This is a genomic window from Flagellimonas flava, assembly GCF_900129665.1.
GTDB lineage: Bacteria > Bacteroidota > Bacteroidia > Flavobacteriales > Flavobacteriaceae > Flagellimonas > Flagellimonas flava.
Window position 1 is genome coordinate 891,434 of record NZ_FQWL01000001.1, and the last position, 20,471, is coordinate 911,904.

18 protein-coding genes are annotated in these 20,471 nt (G+C 40.7%); 7 read left to right on the forward strand and 11 right to left on the reverse strand.

Annotated elements, in window-relative coordinates; all coding sequences use genetic code 11:
- The first annotated feature begins 8 nt into the window (after positions 1 to 8).
- Complete coding sequence (locus BUC10_RS04100; protein WP_073176603.1) at positions 9 to 1,115, forward strand: MBL fold metallo-hydrolase; 1,107 nt, start codon at positions 9 to 11, stop codon at positions 1,113 to 1,115.
- Positions 1,116 to 1,229: 114 nt separating this feature from the next.
- Positions 1,230 to 2,789 carry an amidohydrolase family protein gene (locus BUC10_RS04105; protein WP_073176604.1) on the forward strand — a complete coding sequence of 520 codons (1,560 nt, stop codon included), beginning with the start codon at positions 1,230 to 1,232 and terminating at the stop codon, positions 2,787 to 2,789.
- 10 nt (positions 2,790 to 2,799) lie between these two features.
- On the opposite strand, the gene BUC10_RS04110 is transcribed toward BUC10_RS04105, so the two are convergent.
- Complete coding sequence (locus BUC10_RS04110; protein ID WP_073176605.1) at positions 2,800 to 4,170, reverse strand: hypothetical protein; 1,371 nt, start codon at positions 4,168 to 4,170, stop codon at positions 2,800 to 2,802.
- A gap of 15 nt (positions 4,171 to 4,185) precedes the next feature.
- Between BUC10_RS04110 and BUC10_RS04115 the strand changes: the two genes are divergently transcribed.
- Complete coding sequence (locus tag BUC10_RS04115; RefSeq protein WP_131819042.1) at positions 4,186 to 5,286, forward strand: hypothetical protein; 1,101 nt, start codon at positions 4,186 to 4,188, stop codon at positions 5,284 to 5,286.
- A gap of 22 nt (positions 5,287 to 5,308) precedes the next feature.
- Positions 5,309 to 6,379 carry a DUF2911 domain-containing protein gene (locus tag BUC10_RS04120; protein WP_073176607.1) on the forward strand — a complete coding sequence of 357 codons (1,071 nt, stop codon included), beginning with the start codon at positions 5,309 to 5,311 and terminating at the stop codon, positions 6,377 to 6,379.
- 146 nt (positions 6,380 to 6,525) lie between these two features.
- Here the strand turns inward: BUC10_RS04120 and galK are convergent, their stop codons facing one another.
- Complete coding sequence (gene galK, locus BUC10_RS04125; RefSeq protein ID WP_073176608.1) at positions 6,526 to 7,644, reverse strand: galactokinase; 1,119 nt, start codon at positions 7,642 to 7,644, stop codon at positions 6,526 to 6,528.
- A 280-nt stretch (positions 7,645 to 7,924) separates the two neighbouring features.
- Between galK and BUC10_RS04130 the strand changes: the two genes are divergently transcribed.
- Positions 7,925 to 8,863, forward strand: a complete 939-nt coding sequence (locus BUC10_RS04130; protein ID WP_073176609.1) for a ketopantoate reductase family protein — start codon at positions 7,925 to 7,927, stop codon at positions 8,861 to 8,863.
- A gap of 4 nt (positions 8,864 to 8,867) precedes the next feature.
- Here BUC10_RS04130 and BUC10_RS04135 read toward each other — a convergent pair whose 3' ends face one another.
- From BUC10_RS04135 to BUC10_RS04145, 3 genes are all read right to left on the reverse strand, one after another.
- Positions 8,868 to 9,917 (reverse strand): DUF4405 domain-containing protein, encoded by a 1,050-nt coding sequence (locus BUC10_RS04135; RefSeq protein WP_073176610.1) that lies wholly within the window; start codon positions 9,915 to 9,917, stop codon positions 8,868 to 8,870.
- A gap of 69 nt (positions 9,918 to 9,986) precedes the next feature.
- Entirely contained in the window at positions 9,987 to 10,391 is a 405-nt protein-coding gene (locus BUC10_RS04140) for a hypothetical protein (RefSeq protein WP_073176611.1), read from the reverse strand.
- A gap of 172 nt (positions 10,392 to 10,563) precedes the next feature.
- On the reverse strand, positions 10,564 to 11,106 hold the full coding sequence (locus tag BUC10_RS04145) for a sigma-70 family RNA polymerase sigma factor (protein WP_073176612.1): 543 nt from the start codon (positions 11,104 to 11,106) through the stop codon (positions 10,564 to 10,566).
- 202 nt (positions 11,107 to 11,308) lie between these two features.
- Here BUC10_RS04145 and BUC10_RS04150 point away from each other — a divergent pair, with 202 nt between their 5' ends.
- On the forward strand, positions 11,309 to 11,803 hold the full coding sequence (locus BUC10_RS04150) for a DinB family protein (RefSeq protein WP_073176614.1): 495 nt from the start codon (positions 11,309 to 11,311) through the stop codon (positions 11,801 to 11,803).
- Positions 11,804 to 11,814: 11 nt separating this feature from the next.
- On the opposite strand, the gene BUC10_RS04155 is transcribed toward BUC10_RS04150, so the two are convergent.
- The 6 genes from BUC10_RS04155 to BUC10_RS04180 all read right to left on the reverse strand — a co-directional run bounded on the left by BUC10_RS04155 (position 11,815) and on the right by BUC10_RS04180 (position 18,470).
- A complete protein-coding gene (locus BUC10_RS04155; RefSeq protein WP_073176616.1) occupies positions 11,815 to 14,784 on the reverse strand; it encodes a response regulator in 2,970 nt (989 codons plus the stop codon).
- 80 nt (positions 14,785 to 14,864) lie between these two features.
- On the reverse strand, positions 14,865 to 15,914 hold the full coding sequence (locus BUC10_RS04160) for a hypothetical protein (protein ID WP_131819043.1): 1,050 nt from the start codon (positions 15,912 to 15,914) through the stop codon (positions 14,865 to 14,867).
- An 80-nt stretch (positions 15,915 to 15,994) separates the two neighbouring features.
- Positions 15,995 to 16,537 (reverse strand): hypothetical protein, encoded by a 543-nt coding sequence (locus BUC10_RS04165; RefSeq protein ID WP_073176620.1) that lies wholly within the window; start codon positions 16,535 to 16,537, stop codon positions 15,995 to 15,997.
- Between the two features lie 12 nt (positions 16,538 to 16,549).
- Positions 16,550 to 17,110: a collagen-like protein gene (locus tag BUC10_RS04170; protein WP_073176623.1), complete on the reverse strand. Its 561-nt coding sequence runs from the start codon at positions 17,108 to 17,110 to the stop codon at positions 16,550 to 16,552.
- Positions 17,111 to 17,121: 11 nt separating this feature from the next.
- On the reverse strand, positions 17,122 to 17,733 hold the full coding sequence (locus BUC10_RS17800; RefSeq protein ID WP_073176624.1) for a collagen-like triple helix repeat-containing protein: 612 nt from the start codon (positions 17,731 to 17,733) through the stop codon (positions 17,122 to 17,124).
- A 287-nt stretch (positions 17,734 to 18,020) separates the two neighbouring features.
- A complete protein-coding gene (locus BUC10_RS04180) occupies positions 18,021 to 18,470 on the reverse strand; it encodes a Dabb family protein (RefSeq protein WP_073176626.1) in 450 nt (149 codons plus the stop codon).
- Between the two features lie 264 nt (positions 18,471 to 18,734).
- Between BUC10_RS04180 and BUC10_RS04185 the strand changes: the two genes are divergently transcribed.
- Entirely contained in the window at positions 18,735 to 20,450 is a 1,716-nt protein-coding gene (locus BUC10_RS04185) for a leucine-rich repeat domain-containing protein (protein WP_073176628.1), read from the forward strand.
- Positions 20,451 to 20,471: the final 21 nt, after the last annotated feature.

Genomic DNA, 20,471 nt, shown 5'->3' on the forward strand with positions numbered 1-20,471 from the left:
TTAAACGAATGTTGATAACCATTGGGATTATTATAGGTCTTTTGATAGTAGCCTACTTCGCCTTTGTTAATTTTTATCCCTCATTTGGAGGGGATGTATCCAAAGAACGGCAATCCCAATATACGGACTCTTCTCAATTTGAAGAGGGGAAGTTCAAAAACGACAAAGATGTTCCCAAGGACCCCACCTTTTCTGAAATATTATCAATGACTCGAAAATTCTTTTTCACCAAAGTGGAAAAGGGTAGACCGAGCGAAGAATTACCCAACCATACAGTAGATTCCCTTTCTTTGGTATCATACCATGGTGGGACTAGACTAATGTGGTTTGGGCATTCTGCTTTTTTGCTTCAAATGAATGGCAAAAACATTCTAATAGATCCAATGTTGGGAGAAGTCCCCGCACCCCATCCCTTGCTAGGGGCAAAGAGGTTCAATGAAGAACTTCCCATTGCCATTGAAAAGTTGCCAAAAATAGATGCTGTTTTGATTTCCCATGATCATTATGACCATTTGGACTATAAGTCCATCAAAAGCTTGAAGAATAAGGTTAATCAATTTTATGTGCCCTTAGGAGTGGGGGTACATCTTGAGGCATGGGGAGTTCCCCAAGATAAAATTCAGGAATTGGATTGGTGGCAAGATACCAGTTTGGAAGACTTACGATTTGTATGCACCCCTGCGCAACATTTTTCAGGTAGAAAATTCAGTAATGGCCAAAGTACACTGTGGGCTTCTTGGGTGATCCAATCTGAAACTGAAAGTATTTTCTTTAGCGGTGATAGTGGTTATGCCAACCATTTCAAGGAAATAGGAGAGGCTTATGGTCCATTTGACTTTGCGATGCTCGAGTGTGGACAATACAACAAACTATGGCCCGATATCCATATGTTTCCTGAAGAAACGGCCCAAGCAGGAATAGATTTGAAAGCCAATGTTATCATGCCAATCCATTGGGGAGCCTTTAAGTTGGCATTGCATTCATGGACCGACCCTATAGAAAGGGTGGCCATAAAGGCCAATTCTCTTGGTTTACCCATGATAGCCCCAAAGATTGGGGCCATGATAGAGTTGAATTCCTTGCTCGCCAACCATCAAGAAGATTGGTGGGATTAGGTAGCCAGTATTTTGCTTAATTACGCCGTTCACAATTAAATTTGGAGGTTTGGCGGTGGCATTTTGTAACAGGACGTTCTCTTTTTCGTCCTATAGACAACATCAATCATTTTCATGCTAAAATCACTTATCAAGAGTCTTAGGGTTATTGTGGCCTTTGTCGTTTTACTTCTTCTTACCTATGCAATTGGCTTGGCTTGGCCAATGCCAAATTTGGAAGTTCCTCCTACATCGGAATACGTCTGGATACGACACGTAAACATTGTAGATGTTGAAACCGGAAACATTCTTCAAAACCAGGACATCCATATTCGCGGCAATAGAATTATCTATTTGGGAGAGAGCAAAGCATTGATTAAAAAAGATGTTCTGGCCATAAATGGTACGGGAAAATATGTTATTCCAGGATTGTGGGATATGCACACCCATTCCAACCAACATTCGGAATGGCTGCATTATCCACTTTATGTGGCCAATGGGGTCACGGGAATTCGGGACATGTCCGGTCAACTTAACGAACCGGACAGTTATTGGGTAGGCAGCAGAGAGCGATTGAAGTGGAACGATGAATTGGAGAAAAATAAGCGGGTAACGCCAAGGTATGTGCTCCAAAGCAGTTATCAAATGGATGGTGAGGCATCCGTTCCAGATGGATTCCCCAATTTTTTCAAGCTCCAGAATACATCCCAAGTGGATTCCTTGCTTCGTTACTATAAAAACCAAGAGGTTGATTTTATTAAGGTCTACCAACAACTTTCGCCAGAAACGTACAGAGCACTTGCACTTGAGGCTCCGAAGTATGGAATGCACCTGGCTGGTCATAAACCAATGTTTCTGAGTCTTGAGGAATCGATAGAGCTAGGACAAAAAAGTTTTGAGCATGGACGCATCTTTATGTTCGAAGCCTTTCCAAATGCGGACAAACTTAGAAATCCGGTAGATTGGAAAAGTCAGTTTTCGGTTTTTAAAAAGTCTATGGTAGATGATTTTGACACCACAATTGCCAAAGACCTTATGCAGCACATGGCGGAAAATAAGGCCTATTGGACCCCAACTTTGCAAACGCTGAAGTTTGAGGCCAAGGCCCACGAAACAGATTTTAGGGAAAACCCAAATCTTGAGTATGTCACGATGGTCCGCAAAAAACTTTGGTGGGGCATTGATACGCAAAGTAATAGTAAACGAAATTTGGAAGGCGATAATGTTGGTGTAAGCAGTTCATTTTATAAAGCGGCCAAGGCACAGGTAAAAATGGCAAGTGATTTGGGTGTGCCCATATTGGCAGGTACGGACGTAACGGACTCCTATGTTTTTGCGGGCTTTAGCCTTCATGATGAACTTCAGGACTTGGTCAAAAGTGGATTGTCCAATTTAGAGGCTCTGCAGACAGCAACCTGGGTTGCCGCCAACTACGCTGATTTAGATTCGGATTATGGTACAATAAAACCTGGTAAAGTCGCTGATTTAGTGCTATTGGATTCCAATCCTTTGGTGGATATTTCCAATACGCAACGGATTTCGGGAGTTCTTTTGAATGGGGTCTATTATGACGACAACAAACTTGAAGAATTAAAGAACTTTACCAAGGAGATTTCATCTAGTTTTCACATGAATGTCAAAACCTTTCATAGCATGATGAGCAGTCCCCTGATCAGAGTCCAGTTTGCGGACTAAGCCTGAAGTATTATAAGTTGGCCTTATCGGAACTAATAACCACCTCCTCTGATAACTTCGCAAGTTCATAATCCAAAACCTCGCCAGCACCTAAAAAACGAAAACGTAGACCGGCAATTCTGCCAACACTTTCGTTATAACTGCCCTCAAAACTTTTTTTGCCACCCGCGAAGACTTGAAGTTCTTTGTTTTTTACCTTAATCTCAATTTCCTGAGGCTGAGAAAGGTCAATCCCCATTTTGGAAAGGTCATGTTCCTTTCCATCAACGTAAACATCGTTCATCATAACACCCAGTTCAGAAGTACAACCTGGCACAGAAAAGCCAATGGTCATGGCACCTTTTGACCCAAGAATTACTACCACCAACTTTTTGCATACCGCCCACTTGTCGTTGTACACATTTTGAACCTTGCTACGTAATATGAAGTTATCTCCTGAGATATCTTCCATATCCTTCACCAAATGAAAGGTGGATGTCAATGGCTCACTGCTATTGCTAATTTCTTCCAAGATGTCGTTGGGAAAGTCCAGTTTATTGCCCTCTATCCGGCGGGAAGGTATATACTTGGGAATTGGTCTATAATCCAAGGTTCCCAGCCACCCTTCTGTCTTGATAAAAAGGTCATGCTGCTTAAGTGCTTTTCCATCGACCAAAAGTTTGGCCCTAAAATATCCTGGATAATAATACTGACCGGTAGCCTGTTTTTGTCCGGGCTTAAGCGATATGGTTTTAGTGGGATCCCAATACTGCTGAATACGGATATTATCGGATTGCACCTCACCAAGATCAACGTCAAAGACCACGGAGTTAGGTAATCCTTTGGCAATGGGCCGACTTGTGAAGACCAAGCTTTCTGAATCTATAGGTAGTGGGATATTTCCCGGTCCTTTTAAGGAAAAGAAGGAAATGAAGATTACGGTCATTACCGAGGCACTAAGCATGATGATTCCTAGATTGGAGCTCACCTTGTTGGATATTCTGGAAGTTCTTTTGATATCCGACTTTGCTTTAAAATCCCTCCAGTTCTCATATCCGGCAAATTGGGAAAGTGTGTTTAAAGTGGTTATGCTAGGCGCACTCTTATAATCAATACGACCCCAGACTCTTTTAAGGGTAACGGGACTCAAAAGCACCTTGGTTTGTTGCTGGATACGTTCGCTAAGTTCCACAAACATATCATTATGCCATGAATCTGAGGCTCCCCAACCTAGGCTCTCCTCGATTTCCTGCAAACACTTCTTGACCAATTTGTGCTCTGTATACATAGTGTGACTTCGAACTCCAAAGATCACAAAAATATTGATGTCTGAACGGGAATGAACCAACTTGAACGAACTTGTTTTCAGCTTAACCACGGTTTTGGGCTTATTTCGAAGCATCAAAAAATAAACATCATGAAACGCATATCAATCTTATCTACACTTTTATTCTGTGGCATAATGGCTTTGCATGGTCAAAAAAATATCCCTTTAGATACAACGCAGTGGGATATTCAGGCTGAGGGTTATGTCTTGGAACCTTACAAGGGGAGCGACGCTATTTATCTCCATTCAGGGTCTATGACATTGAAAGATGCCAATTTTTTAAATGGGACCATTGAATACGACATCTACCTTAAAAAAGACAGGGGCTTTCCCGGGGTCTCGTTTAGGGTGAATGATGACAATGCCGAACTTTTTTATATCAGGCCCCACCAATCCGGAAATCCCGATGCCAATCAAACCATACCAATAATCAAAGGTTTAACAGCTTGGCAGCTCTATTTTGGTCCCAAGTATTCCTTTCCATATGAGTATAGTCATGACCGTTGGACCCATGTGAAGATTGCGGTGAATGACAATAAGGCCCAGATATTCTTGGACCACGCAGAAAAACCCAATCTTTCCTGGAATCTTTACCATGAACCAAAGGCTGGGGGTATCAGTTTTTCAGGTGGAGGAATAAGCGGGGTACATTTAGCCAATATTCGGGTTAATCATGAAACTCCCCAGATTAAGGATTTCGAACCGAAAGAAAGGAAAGCCCTTGAGGGTTTAATCCCAGAATGGGAGCTATCTGACAAGTTTGATGAAAAACTCTTGGAAGATGTGGGTAGCATCGATGGATTGATCAGCAAAAGAAAATGGAAGCATAAGGTTCAGGTCGAAGAAGGCGTCGCAGCTAATATATCTCGAAAATTGACTTTGGAAGATGATCCCATGAATACCGTATTTGCAAAGGTTACGGTTACATCTGATGAGGCCCAAACCAAACTTTTGGAATTTGGATACAGCGATAGAGTAGTGGTCATACTAAATGGAAAGCCTATCTATAAGGGAACCAATCGTTTTAGGTCCCGGGATTATAGATACCTAGGAACAATAGGACTCTTTGACGCCGTTTATGTTGACCTTAAAAAAGGAAAGAACACACTCTTATTGGCAGTCTCTGAGGATTTTGGTGGATGGCTGGTTACTGGAAGATTTCAGGAAGATAAAGGTTTAAAAATAAAATAAGCTATACCTAAAAAAACCTCTCATGAAAATCAGGCAATTGTTTTTACTTGGTGTTTTCCTTATGACTTCCATATCGATTACAGCGCAGGATATGCTTGTGGCCACAAAGGTAAGTCAGAGGGCTAGTGTGACACAGCGCATTGGCACAACGGATATAACCGTGGTCTATCATAGTCCTTCTGCCAAAAACCGTAAGATTTTTGGCGGTATAGTTCCATATGATTTTGTAGTGGATGGGGTAGAATATCCATGGCGTGCGGGTTCAAATCAAAATACTACCATTGAATTTAAACACGATGTCAAAATACAGGGCAAACCCATTCCAAGGGGAAAATACGGGCTTCATGTTTTTGTAAAAGAAAAGGAATGGATATTTATTTTTTCCAATGATTCTGATAAATGGGGAAGCTTTAGTTATCAAAAGGAGGAGGATGCCCTGCGCGTAACGGCAACTCCGGTTCCAGGACCATATCAGGAGTGGTTGAATTACCAGTTTGTAACCCGAGAGTCTGGATCCGCACATTTGGAATTACAGTGGTCCAATGTAAGATGCGGTTTCCAGATTAGCACCGATGTTTCGGCCAATGTTCTGTCGGATTTGAAATCCAAAAAAGGGAAGAATTCTGATGATTATATAAAGATGGCAGAACTTACGGTGGAAAGGGATTCGGGTAAAATAAATAAGGCCCTCAGGTATGTGGAGAAATCCCTACAGCTTGGAAAAGAATTCAGAAATCTCATGCTGAAGTCCAAATTATTGGCCAAAAAAGGTATGGGTGCCGAAAGTAAGGCTGTGGAGCACGAAGCATTGGCCCTAGGAGAAGGATTTCCATACTACTATTATTACCCATTAAGCTTTATGCTACTGGAAGACAATAGGGAAAAGGCTTTTGAGATCCTATCTGAAATGCTCAAAAAAGAACCGGAGAATTACATTGCCAATTTGGCCATGGGCGAATACTATATTAAGACCAGGAATCAAGAGAAGGCAACGTACCACTTTGGAAAGGCCTATGAATTTGCAGGGGAACGTTCCAAGCCATATACTAGATATATGTATTTGTCCAATAAACTAATATTGGATTCTAATTAATTGATTAAAAATTATTTATAGGTCTTTTTATAAAGTACTAATTGAATTTGGTAGAAGGGCTCACTTGGTTGTTGCCGCTAGTATACCCTGGGAATCAACCCGGGTATTTGAGGATTCATTAAAATCCAGATTCTCCACACAATATCCTAAGAGATTCGTCTTACCCCATCTCCAATGGATACGGTGAATGGCGTTGGCTGAATACCAAACTGTTCTTGGTACGCCTTTGTAACTTTCTCCATGAATTCATTAACCTTTGATTGATGGACCAGATTGATTGTGCAACCCCCAAAACCACCACCCATCATGCGTGCTCCAATAATACCAGGGAAACCTTTTGCGAAATCGACCAAAAAATCCAGTTCAGTGCAGCTTACCTCGTAAAGTTCACTTAGTCCTGCATGGGATTCGAACAACTTCTGGCCAACTGTAATCATGTCGCCGTCAACAAGGGCTGAACAGGCTTCTTTGGTTCGTATGTTTTCCTGGATCACATAAAGTAACCTCTGGAATGTCTTTGACGGTACCGTGGATTCAATTTCTTTGACCACCTTCTGGGGAACTTCCGCTAAACAATTATATTGCGGATACCTTTTCTGAATATGCTGCATTCCAGATTCGCATTCCTGCCTTCTTACATTATATTCACTAGTGGCCAAATTATGGGATACATTGCTATTCACAAGAACAAGGGCGTAAGGAGCTATCTGGGCGGGCACATAATTGAAGGATAGGTCGTTACAATCCAACCGAATCAACTCGTCTTTTTTTCCCCTTACGACCGCAAATTGATCCATGATACCACATTTAGTACCCACAAAATGATGTTCCGCATCCCTCGCCATTGTTATGATGTCCATCTCCGATAAACCTATGTCAAAAAGCTCATCAAGACCTTTGGCGAATCCACATTCCAGAGCTGCAGAAGAGCTTACCCCAGAACCGATTGGTAAAGCGCTGTCCACCACACAGTCGAAACTGGAAATAGTGTTGGGATATTTCTGTTCAATAAAGTGGATTACCCCTAAAAAGTAATTGTGCCATTCCTTTTCACTGATCTCAATATTTTTCAAATCGATTTTAAAACGATCACCCACGTTCTTTGAGTAAATAGTGCACTCTGGAGAGTTATTCTTTTTGAAATACAACCGAACACATAAATCTATGGCAGCCGGAAGTACATGTCCTCCATTATAATCAATGTGTTCTCCTATTAAATTGATTCTACCGGGAGATGCGATGGTAATTTCAGGTTTAATATTCATTTTTGATGTTTAGGCAGTTGGTACCTTACGGTGTTGTAATAGGCCATCTTATTCCTTAGCCCTTGAAGATTTACAAGTGCATGATACGAGCAAATCTAACAGATAATTTTTATTTCCCGCAATATTATAGTTTTGGTCAACCCATTTTACGCTGGTTCCAATGATTTTGCCCTTCGTTTGTTGGAATTTTCCAAATCCTGTGATCGCCTAGGTTGGGTGATTTGGCATTTTCAAAAAATCGTAATGCTTAACTTCAACTAAAATTTAAGGTAAAGTATCAATGGCAAAAGTATCTGTTTTAGTGGCTGGAATAGGAGGGGTAGGGGGCTATTTTGGAGGCCTGTTAGCAAGTCGTTTTCAGGACGGGAGGGAAGTTCATGTCAATTTTTTGGCGCGAGGAGAACATCTAAAGGAGATTATCCAATCGGGTCTTAAGGTGGTACAAGGGGGTATGGAGCTTACTGCTATTCCCCAAATGGCTAGCGATAATCCTTCCCAAATAGGTCCGGTAGATTACATTCTTCTATGTACAAAAAGTTACGATTTGGAAGAAACAGTGAAACAGCTCGAACCCTGTATTCATTCCAAAACAGTCATTTTACCTTTGCTAAACGGTGTCAATGCCAGACAGCGAACACAAAAGTTGGTTCCCAAAAATCTGATTTGTGAGGGTTGCGTGTACATTATTTCAAGATTGTCCCGACCAGGTGTAGTCGAAAATCTTGGGAACATTCAGAAGCTTTTTTTCGGGGTCCCAAACGAAAATGATCAACGATTGGAGCAACTACGACTTTTATTTCAACAGGCGAACATAGAAGCGACCTTGACCTCTGATATTCTAAAAATCATCTGGGAAAAATTCATTTTTATCTCGGCCATGGCGACGGCTACTTCTTACTTCGATGAAGGTCTTGGTCCTATACTATCGGACCCAAAGAAAAGGGATGTACTATCTTCTTTGATAAGCGAGATTTCCGTTGTGGTACGGAATAAGGGGATTTTTGTAGCTAATACCGCAAAGGATGATATATTGCATAAATTAGAGTCTTTGCCAGCAGAGGCTACCTCATCCCTTCATAGTGATATCCAAAAGAAGAAAAAACAGACTGAAGTCTACTCCCTTGTACACTATGTTGTTGAGGAGGGTAAAAAACTGCAATTAAGCGTACCAGTTTATAGTAAGATTTCTGCTGAACTAAGCTCAAGGATGGCTTTATGACATTTTATTTGTTTTCGACAATATGATGCTCTAAAGTCCCATGCTCCACTCCTACAACGATGCGCTCAACCAATTCTTTTGCTGTGGTAAGAGTGGATAAATCCGTATATAATTCTCCTGTTTGCCCAGAATGATGCCCATGACCTACAAGTTTCATTAGGTAATGTTCTTTTTCCTTTTTGATTTCTATTTTGGTTTCAAAAATGATGGAAGGTTGGCCTAATTGCCCTGTTCCATTATGAAATGTTGCATCATCTGGGAAGTCATACTCAGAATAGTATTCGTTGTCATCAAAGGCTACATTGAGTTCCAACCTTAAAACGAAGGCTTTGGAATACGCTACAGAGGTATATAGCTTAAAACTATCATCAAGAGTAGCACCTGTAATCGCGTCGGGTAGGGGATTCCTGCTTGATGGAGCATACATTCCATCTGCATTGCTTACACCTCTCTTATGGGCCCAAACAGGAAGTGCATTTACTCGTCTATATTCCCCTCTTGACTTTTGTTTTTCATCAAAGGTTTTAAAATTTTCCTTGGTTCGCCCTCCAAAAAACAATCCTTTGGCCGTTGCCTTTGAAACAAAGATTGTTTCAAGATAATTACCCTCGGTATCCTCGGTCCAGATAGCCATTTGTGGATGCCAATAGTGTTCGGCACGCAAAAGGTCAATATCTAGTTTAATTTCTTTTTCATGACCCATTTCCAGTACCAAATAGTTGTTTTGACCCACTTTTGAAACGGACTTGGCCTTAAGTTTGCTTCCATAATCCATTAAGGATGAAATAGGGTTTACTCCATACATGGCACCAAGAAATACCATTGCCACAGTACCTGCAATGGGCAATATATATTTTGCTTTGGAGTACCGCATCAAAGCCTTTAGATTATTGCTTAGATGAAATAGAACTCCCAAGACAAACAACCCGCCAAATACGGTATGCAAGCTTGCAATAGGTCTAGAATATGCCTGAAGGTAGGACAGGATACCTGTTATGGCAAGTACCAAAAAAGCCAGAGCAATGAAGAGGCTAACGATTTTTCGAAAATTCACGGAATAAAAATTAACGTACCAGCTCCGACCCCTACGGCTGGAGCCAGTTCTATAGCATCAGACCATTACTTAAAGTAGAGCCCTTAAATCCTGGATGCGTTTTGATAAATATTGAATCTGTCCTGCCTTGCTCTCAGGCAGTGCAAACGCATTTAGCTTGGGGTTGAGCTTTTTGGCAATTTCCTTTTCAACGATTTGGACTTCCTTGACAATTATGTCCAAACTTTCTTCATCAGTCTCTCCAACAATTCCGTGGATGTCGTATGACCTTGGATCAAATGCCGGCACTACGGATTTTTCCATATCTGCTTTCAGGTCAATCAAGTCCAACCGCAACTTGCCAATCACTTTGGCCTCCCCAAATTTGGTTTTAGCGCCACGACATGATGTTGGGGAACATCCAGAGGTTGACTCTTGTTGGGTGCAACTTTCTTTTTTCAAATTGGGCTCATCCGCGATTTGGGCTTGAATCATTCCGATGTTTGAAACAAGTGCTAACAAAATTGTTACGATTAGATTTCTTTGTTGAGTTTTCATGCTGTTTTTACTAAATGATTTCTTTAAGCACTATAGACGGGAGAACATTAAATTGATGCAAAAAAAAACTGCCATGCGGCAGTTCAAGGATAAATTCGCATTTATCTTTTCAACGACAGACGCCTTTTTGATTACAAGGGATACGTTGTTCGTAACCTAGTATACTGCCCTTTCCACCCTGGGTAACCACACAGCACTGGGCGAAAATAGCTCTCAACTTTTTCCTTCCTCGTTGAATCTTGGAACGAACCGTAACATAATTCATCCCCGTCTGTTCCGCAATTTGTTTTTGCGAAATTCCATCCAATTCCGAAAGTTTAAGCAGGGTACGATATTCTTCTGGAAGGAAATCAATGAATGAATCAATACATTCACTTAATTCTTTGGAAACATCATGCGGTTCAGCCACGTCAGGAATAACTCTGTTATCAGCATTTTCGGTAAAAATCCTTTTTTGACGGTAATAATCTGTGATGGTATTTTTTGCGATGGTAAATACCCAATGCCTCACATTTTCGATAGAATCCAATTCGGACTTGGACAGTTTATAAAACACGTCTTGGGTAAGGTCCTTCGCATCTTCTTGATTACCTACCCGCTTCTTAATGTAGAAGTAAAGTGGCTCATACAAGGATTCTATTTGATATTGCATTTTTTGATTTTTCCAGTTCAATCAAAACTAAATTAATTGCCTAAGGCAGAAAAGGAGTGAACGAATACCACCTTGGGTTTTAAGAGAATTTTATGTAAAAAACTTAGATTTTAGCATTTCGTAAAGATTGCAATATCATTTTATGAAGACTATTTTTGATCAAAACCCATGGATTTAAATAGATTCCCAATAAGTATAGTTTATGAGTAACTATAATCCCCATGATGGATTTCCATATTATTTTGAACAGGTTCAAAATCAGGATTTGAAAACATTGTATAACCCCAAAGAGATCGTTGAATTTCTGGATGGCATAGAGGAGGAGAAAGCAAACTACCGTTATGCCCCTGGTAAATGGAGCATAAAACAGGTGGTGGGCCATATCACCGATCACGAAAGGATAAAGATGTCAAGGGCCTTTTTTCTAAGTAGAAACCAACAAATGGAGCTTTGGGGATATGACCAAAATGCCTTGGTCAACAACAGTCGCTTTGATCAGCTCCAGTTTTCAACTTTAGTTAGCGATTTCAAAAATGTTAGGAGCTCAAGTGTAAGTTTTATAGCAACCCTCTCTGAAAATCAACTGAACCTAATAGGGAGGGCAAGGCAGTATGATGTTACCCTGAAGGATTTTTTAAAATCCATTATCGGTCATGAAGTCCATCATTTGAATATTCTGAAAGAGCGATATTTCTAGTTGTGAAACCCCTACTGAACCAAATTACCTTTGGTGTATTCGGACGGGGAACAGCCAAAGTGTTGTTTGAAGGCTGTGGAAAAATAGGCAGGCTGATTGAAGCCAACTGCGTAGCCTACTTCTGAGATGTTGGCATTACCTTCTTTGAGCAGTTTAGTGGCCATCTTAAGTCGTTGTATCCGTAAAAATTCGGAAGTGGAAAAACCAGTAAGAGCTTTGAGTTTTCTGTGTAGTTGCATGCGACTAAGGCCGACCTGCTCCGAAAATGAGCTGGCATTGAATGTAGCGTCGGTTAAACTGCGGTCCAAGACCCGTTGGATCCTATCTAGGAGTAAATTGTCAGGGTCCGTCAACTCAATTTCTTGAGGTTTGAGGATAACCTGCTTGTTCAGTTGCTCCCGTAAGGTTTCCCGGATAGACATTAGACGTTGAATGATGATTCTAAGTTTTTCCTCTTTGAAGGGTTTGACGAGATAGGCATCTGCCCCTGCTTTGAGCCCAGTTAGCTCATTCTCTTCTCCAGACTTTGCCGTCAAAAGTATTATGGGAATATGGGAAGTCCGCTCATCGCTTTTGAGTACCCTACTAAACTCAATACCATCCATAATGGGCATCATAATATCTGAAATGATCAAGTCTGGAATAAGCTTAAAAGCCAAATCTGCAGCCTGTTGCCCATTTTCTGCTTCTATAATTTGATATTCTTTTAGGAACAGGGATTTTATGAAAAGCCTAATTTCCGTATTGTCATCCACGATCAATAAGACCGGAAGTTTGGGGTCCTCGAAGTCATCCGTAGGCAAATCTTCATTCAAATGTTCAAGCTCGGGCAGCAGGCGATTTTCAATGGGCTCATTCCCATGGATCAAATCACACTTAGCAAAGGCTGCCATCGATGTCGGCAGGGTCACTTCGAAACCTATGGTCTTTGGGTCGGGTTTGAACCCCTTGATCTTACCTTTAGAGAGTTGTACCAATTCCTTAATCAGGGAAAGACCAATACCAACACCTGGATTGAGCATATTGCTCTGATAAAACCTATCAAATAACTGTGGAAGTTCCTCTTTGGTGATATGGTTACTTCCGTTGACAATCGAAATAGTGATTTCTTGATTCTTAAGTACTGCCTTAAAATCTATAGGCCCAGGGCCCTCATGATATTTAATGGCATTGGAAAGTAAGTTTCCAATTGTTTTTTCAACAATTTCCCGGTCAAACCATACCTCCTTTGTTTCGTCAATCGAACTTTGAAGTAAAATACCGTTTTGCTCTGCCTGATATTGGAATGGTTCTACCAAATACTTAAGAAAGAGGGCCATATTTCCTTTGGATACCATAAGTTTTCGGTGCCCAACTTCAATCTTCGAGAGCTCTAATAGTTGATCGACAAGGTTGAGCAGCCGGTCCGAATTTCTGCGAATGAGATGTAAATCTGTTTTATCCTCTGCAGATAGGTTTGGCTTGGACAATTGATGGGCCACAGGCCCTGAAATTAGGGTTAAGGGCGTTCGAAATTCATGGGAGATGTTAGCAAAAAACTTTGATTTGGCCGATTCCAGTTCCCGTAACCTTTGATTGGTCTTTTGCTTATTTTGGAATAATAAAAAGAGTGTCACAAAGGCCAGTCCCAAAACCGAGATGCCAGCAATAAATAAGTTCCTTTGATTTTCCGATTTCTGGGCGGCCAAAGCAGATTGTGAGGTCAGCAGTTGTATCTCTTGTTGTTGTTTATCGGTCTGATATTTTTTATTGAGCTCTTCAACCTCCAACTGGTTCTGGGATTTTTGGATACTTGCCTCCAATTCCTTTTGTTTCTCAAGTGCAGCAAGCGCATTTTTATAATCCTTGCTGTCTTTGTATGCATCATACAATCCTCGATAGATATTGGGAAGTTGAATGGGCATTGCATCATTTTCAACCCCATTTTCTATCTGTTCCGCCGCTTTCTTAAAATGAAAGATGGCTTTGGTATACTCTTTTTTATGCCAGTATAAATCTCCTAAGTTGGTCTGGTTGGAAACATTATGTATACCTACCTGAGAGTTTTCGGGAATCGCGGAAGCCTTTAAAAGATAATATTCGGCTTTTTCCAGATCATCCAACTGTAAATATGCGCCACCCAATCTTCTATAAATATTGCTTAGAATACGCAAGTCTCCATAGGTCTCATAATAATCCTTGGCTTTAAGGGAGTGTTCAATGGCCTTTTCATCATTTTGGAGTAAATCGTAATAGGTTGCCAAAGCCACCTCTCCATAGTACATTCCCTCTTCCATCTCCAAATTCTTGTAAACCTCAATGCCTTTTTCAATATAGTTTACGGCTTTTGAATCTCTTAGTTCAGAATATATCATTCCGACATTGATATAAGCCGCTGCCAGTGATTTATCCAGCTCATTTTGGGATGTATAAATGGAATCCAACTTTAAATAATGGGAAAGGGCCTCAGGGTATTCGGTACGTTCAAAGCTTTGGTTGCCAAGTAAAATATATATGGAGGAAAGCGTTCTCCAGTCATCGGTCTCTTTTGCATTTTTCAAAGCTAGATAGGCGTACTTTGTCGATAGCGAATCGTTTCTTCTGATATTGTAAATCACTCCTATTTTCTTATAGCAGTCTGCCAAATAGGATTTGTTTTGAAGCTGTTCAGCAATTTTGGAAGCCTCTTCAATATGGAGAAACGCGCTGTCAATATCCGATTTCGCGAAATGATACCTACCACTTAGCGAATGGTACAGATATCTCCCTTTGACATAATCGTTTTCCTCAGATATGGCTTTGATGTTTTTTCTAAAATGATTGGCCGAATCGGGAGAAGCATAGAGATACGAAACAAAAAGTTGTTCGTTCAGGGCGACCGATTCCTGAACACTTTGGTTTCTTGCCAACAATTGCTTTAACGAATCAATTTCCTTTTTCGATTGCCCCCTTGAAACTAATAGACCAAGGCATAGAAACAATATGGAAATTAAATGCTTCATTTTGAGGTTGTAATGTTAAAAGGTACAAAAACCATAGGAACAGTTGGATAGGAGTCAGTAAGCTTCTTATGCCTTCAAATTTATCTATAGTAGGTCAGGAATCCTGAGGTTGGAAATTCGGAGGGACAAGTCCCTGAGGTTTGCCGAACAACATGTAATGTTCCATCTGTCTGTAATTGAAAATAGAAATATCCGCCCGAGTTTACCTCATAGCAATGTTCGGTTGTTACTTCCTCCGGATCAGCATAGGTAGCTGCCCCAAAAGATGTTCGATGTACCGTAGATTCCGTCCCCCGCACAATTTTAACCGTCCCACTTAATGTGGTTGCTATTAACAAGGGAGAAAATTCCGTTTGTCCAAAATGGGGTGTTGAAAATACTTCTACCGTATCAAACCATGGTCCGGCTATGGTACCGGCAACGCCTCTTGGCCCTCTGCAATCCAACGGTTGGTTCAAGGGCTTTGGGCCAAATAAGTCGAACATGGCAGTTCTAAGGCTTCCCGAATAGTAATCATATGGGCAGGTGGAGTATCTGAAGGTCTCTACAGGGTGAAACCGGTCATTATTCAAAAATGTTTGGGGCCTATCTTCATGATAAACTCCAAAGTCGAAACTTTTAGCCTCTGCTGTACCAGAGGTCATCCCAAGAAGTTCTCCTGCCTGGAATTGAAGCAATGTGGGGGTGTCGGAATCAAACAGTCCTATACCTTCATTGGTGGCCAAGTCGCGTATCGAGGCAATGGGATTGGTGATATGTCCGAAGCGGAGTACAACTTCACAACTGGCACGGAACATAGGTTGATAATCAACGCCATTAAAGGAAACATGGGTCAAATCCATATCCACTGGTGCGTATACAGGAACCTCGGCTACATCTGATTTGATAAAAACATAGGTATGCGCTGAATAATTATGGAATGCCTGAAGCTCTCCCAAAGGTTCTATATGATCTATATCATCAAGATTGGTGAAGGAAGCGGTAAAAGTAACGTTGGGATTGGATCCTGTTTCACATTCCGAAAGGGGAGGGGGAGTATTGTCCCCGTCATTGGAACATCCCAAGAAAAATAGCGCGCATATAGCTAAATAGAACTTTGAGAAGTTTTGTGTTCTTGTCTTACTGTTCATTAGTTCATTACTTTTAAATCTGATTGAAATGCAGTCATCTGTCTTGTTAAAACAGGTTTGTCACCAACAGCCCAGATAGTTCAGTCCCCGTAATCCAAACCAAGCTGTTTGACCAATTCACCATAGGTGGGATTTTCCTGTGACAAGGAGTTCGTGCCAGAGGGAATAATAACGAATCGAACTTGGTTAATCACACCCACAGTTGGTGTCGACCCGTCCAATGACACTCCTAAAATTTCAAGTTCACCAATGGACGTATCCAGAATATAGTAAAAGGAAACCCCTAAAATTGGTTCTGTGAATGGGATGGAAACCGTACTTTCCGGTTGTGTGGCACCATTCCTGCCATAAAGTAAAAAGACCGAATTGTTTGTCATTGCTGTGGTTATTCTATCGTCCATAAGGGTAGCTGTAAGGACATCACGTATAAGAGGGGTGAATGAAACATCCAACCATTCCGAAGCAATAACGTTGGCATTGCCGTTTGCTCCAGGTTCCCCCTGAATTCCTTGCTCTCCTTGCGGCCCAATGGCCCCGTCTGCCCCGTCTTCTGCACTGCAGGAGGAAAACAGAACTAGGCATATAGCCACTCCAATAGTTCCAAAAAAACTTATGTTCTTCATCTTATTTTGTTTTTATGATTTTAGTCCTAAGTAATCAACAACCTCTTCATAGGTCATTTTTGAGAAATCAACAGAAGGAACTTTGCCGGAAGTGGAGGGAGGCTCAAGAATTACATATCTAAATTGAATTTCGGGGGGAAGATATTCATTGGAAGGGACCTCGAAGTCGTTACTCAGACTTTCTACAATAATCTCCAATTGATTTTCTGGGACTGGGATATTTATCCGAGTGCGTGTTCTAACTGTTTCAGTTGGCAACATATTTATGAGACTAAAGCCCGGAGAGTACGTGTCTTTTCGATATACTAGTATTACCGCTCTTTCCAATTGGGCATTCGTGAGTTCAAGGATAGGATGAAGTTTACCGAATGGACGATCATCTTCCCAGGTTTCAATTCCGAACCATTCTGACGCAATAACATTCGAATTTCCAGGTTCCCCCTGAAGTCCTTGCTCTCCTTGTTCACCCTGGGGCCCTTCTGGTCCAATTTCTCCATCCTCGCCACTACAACCTAGAATCAGGCATGTTACTATTACAAGACCAATAGTTTTAAATAAACCGTAATTTTTCATTTCATTGTGTTTTATGGGTTAATGCCTAAAAGTTCAACAACCTCTTCATAGGTCATTTTGGAATAGTCTGATGTATTTGATTTATCCGCGGTCGATTCAGGTTCAATGACCATATACCGGAACTGGGTTTCTGGCCCCAAGAATTCTTCATCGACCAAAGCGCGACCAAAGGACTGAACTTGAAGGAATAGACCATTACCAGATACCTTACTTTGGATGGCCAGTCCAATACTACCATTTGTCACATCAAGCTCATAAAAAGGCAACAGGTCGATGGTGGTAAACGTGGGGACAAGTTGATACCTTCGATACACCAAAATGACGCTATTTTCCCTTTGAAATTCCGTTAAAATCAAATCAGGAATCCGATGAAACTTAAAATTGCTCAAATCCGTGTCCCAGGTGTTGATTTCAAACCATCCTGATGAAATCACGGTCGAATTGGCATCAATTCCATCTATGCCATCGGTTCCATCAGTGCCTGCTGGACCCTGTATTCCTTGTTCCCCTTGAGGTCCTTGTGGCCCTGCTGGACCAGTGGCTCCGTCTTCTGCGGAACAGGCTGTTAAAAGGACAACCATTAGAACCAGTATGGTCTTTGTGAAATAACTACATGTTTTCATACTAAATTGATTTTGTGTTGGACTTTAAGTATTGGGGGAAGAAGAATTTGAATAAACTAAGGCACTTTATGCCCGTTCCAAATGCTTTTCCAAACTTAATGGCCTTAAAAACAATTCAGTTCCTGATATGTAACAAAGGTTTATAGATATGTAACTAGGAGGATAAGCGATACCTTATTCAGCAACAGACAAGGATTTATCCCAAGTGTTGAAATCAGCACCAACAGACCTTGAGGAATATCGATATTCCCAAGTTCCGCTTTAAGTTCTAAGATGTAGTGTTTGTGCTATGGGTTGGTCCAATAATCTACAACGAACACCTTTTCAACGTGCGGCTGTAAACTTTCCACGAACGCCTTATGGGCCGGGTGAGGAGTATACACAGAGTCTCGATCCTTTTCAGATTCAAAAGTCAATAGATAGCAATGGGTAAAACCTTGATGGAAATCCTCCGGGCTGTCGTTAAGTCCCCATTCAAAATCTTTTATAACCGGTATTTTATTGGGAAGGTCATTAAAAGCCATATTGAGTTTATGCACATCTTCTTCACTAGAGTCATCGTTAAACTTGAAGATGACCACGTGTCTAAGCACTTTTTCGTTTTGAATCATTTTTGTCGTATTGTCCTGGGTTGTCTCTTCCACTTTTTTTTCTTCCACTTGTTGTTTGCACGAAACTAACAGTCCAAGCATAAGGACGGACGCTAATAAAGATTTGGCGGTAGCTTTTAGGAACATTGGTTTATTTTTTGCAGAAGGTACTCATAATTTTTTTAGTTCTTACCTTGTTTTCTTTACTGAATAACTAAAGGATGGATACCTTATTCAAGATAGAATCTTGAAATATGATGCACTGACCTTAAGTGTAAATTGAATTCTGTTTTTGTTTTCAGATATATCTTGGTTAAGATATATATGTATTACTTTGTGCGTATTGTAATACATTCTTTAATCTTACGTTGATTTATACACTATTTCACAATTATATCCAAACGGTGTTGTATGATTTCCCATAAATTGAATTCCCCACAGTTTCCCAATTGCATAAAACTTGGAGTCATAATATTGATTTTGCTCCCATTTGTTTTCTCCTGCTCTTCAGATTCGAAAGAAAGTGAAGCTCCGTTAGGGGAGGGAAACCAAGTATTTCGAATAGACTTCGAAATAGAAATTACACCAAGTGCTTCGCAAAAAAACTTGCAGAACATGGAGCCTGTATTTGCTTTGATAAGTATTTCTGATAATGCTTCCCGGGAAATTTATACAAGGGAAAAGTTTCCCCTAAATAAGATTGGGGACAACTATGAAACAGATGAGATTCTGCTAACCGCTGGTAATTACAGTTTAACCGAGTTCTTGGTTATCGACGCCAATGAGATGGTTGTTTCTGTCATTCCAATGCAAAGCTCCGCATTATCCCAGCTTTCTGGTACTGCGCTTCCTTTTCAGTTCAATGTGGAAGAAGATAAAACCAAAATCTCTTCAACAAAAAATATAGAGGCGGATGGATACAGCGCGGCGGACTTTGGATATAGTGCCGTCGACTATTCATTTCCACTATCCACCGATTTTTTTACTCTAACGGTAGATGACTCGGACTTGATTACTGAAAAAACTCTTGTTTTAAAGTCTCTGACGGGGTCAAGTTATACTATAGATTGGGGAGATGGAACAATAGAAGACTATATATCAACCCAAAGGGGCGGAAGTTTGGCAAATAATGAGCTAAAACATACCTATCCGGAGCAGCAGGAGTACACTATAAGTATATCAGGACCTTTGGAAGTGGTGGAGCATATAGAGCTTGTTTGCAATGACCAGAACACCGATCTCCAGAGCAACCTGACCAGCGCGGATGTAAGTGAGCTTTTATTTTTGAAGGAGTGCAATTTTTATGCAGGGCAACTTTCCACGTTGGATACTTCCCAAAATGCGGTTTTGGAAGTCTTATCACTGGGGTATAATAGAATAACGAGTTTAGATTTTTCCAATAACTCAAAACTTAAAACGGCTTGGCTTAGATATAACCAATTAACCGATTTGGATGTTTCCCAAAATTTAGATTTAGAATTTCTTTGGGTTACCGGAAATCAAATTGCCGATTTGGACGTTTCTAAAAACACTAAGCTAGAAAAATTACTTGCCAGGGAAAATCAGTTAACCTCTATAGACATCTTGAACAATCCATTATTATCTGTGATAGACCTCAGTGATAATTCTTTATCTAGCGTAGATATTTCGAACAACCCGGGCCTTGTAGAAATAAATTTTGGAAACAACAATCTCACAAGTATTGACCTTTCAACAAATACCGGTCTTAATAGAATAGATTTATACGGAAATCAGATTAGCACAATTGATATTTCTTCAAACCAAGTTTTGAGGGATATTTACATAAACGATAATTTGTTATCTGCTATAGACTTATCCAATAATCCGGCATTGGAACGGTTGATTATAGAAAATAATGAATTCAGTACTCTGGATTTAACGCCTGCCACGAAACTCTTCGATATTGAAATTGGGGGTAACCAATTTGATGGGGTTCAGCTGGGGCAAATAGTTTCCCAAATCCATGAACAAGCGGTTGCTAATACCATTAGGGATGGATATATGGATTTTAAAAACAACCCGGGTTCCAGCGATTTGGATAACGAAACACAAACCAAGTTGAACGAATTGATCAATGATTTTGCTTGGTTGATCGCAGATAACTAAATCATTTTGTCCCAAATCGTT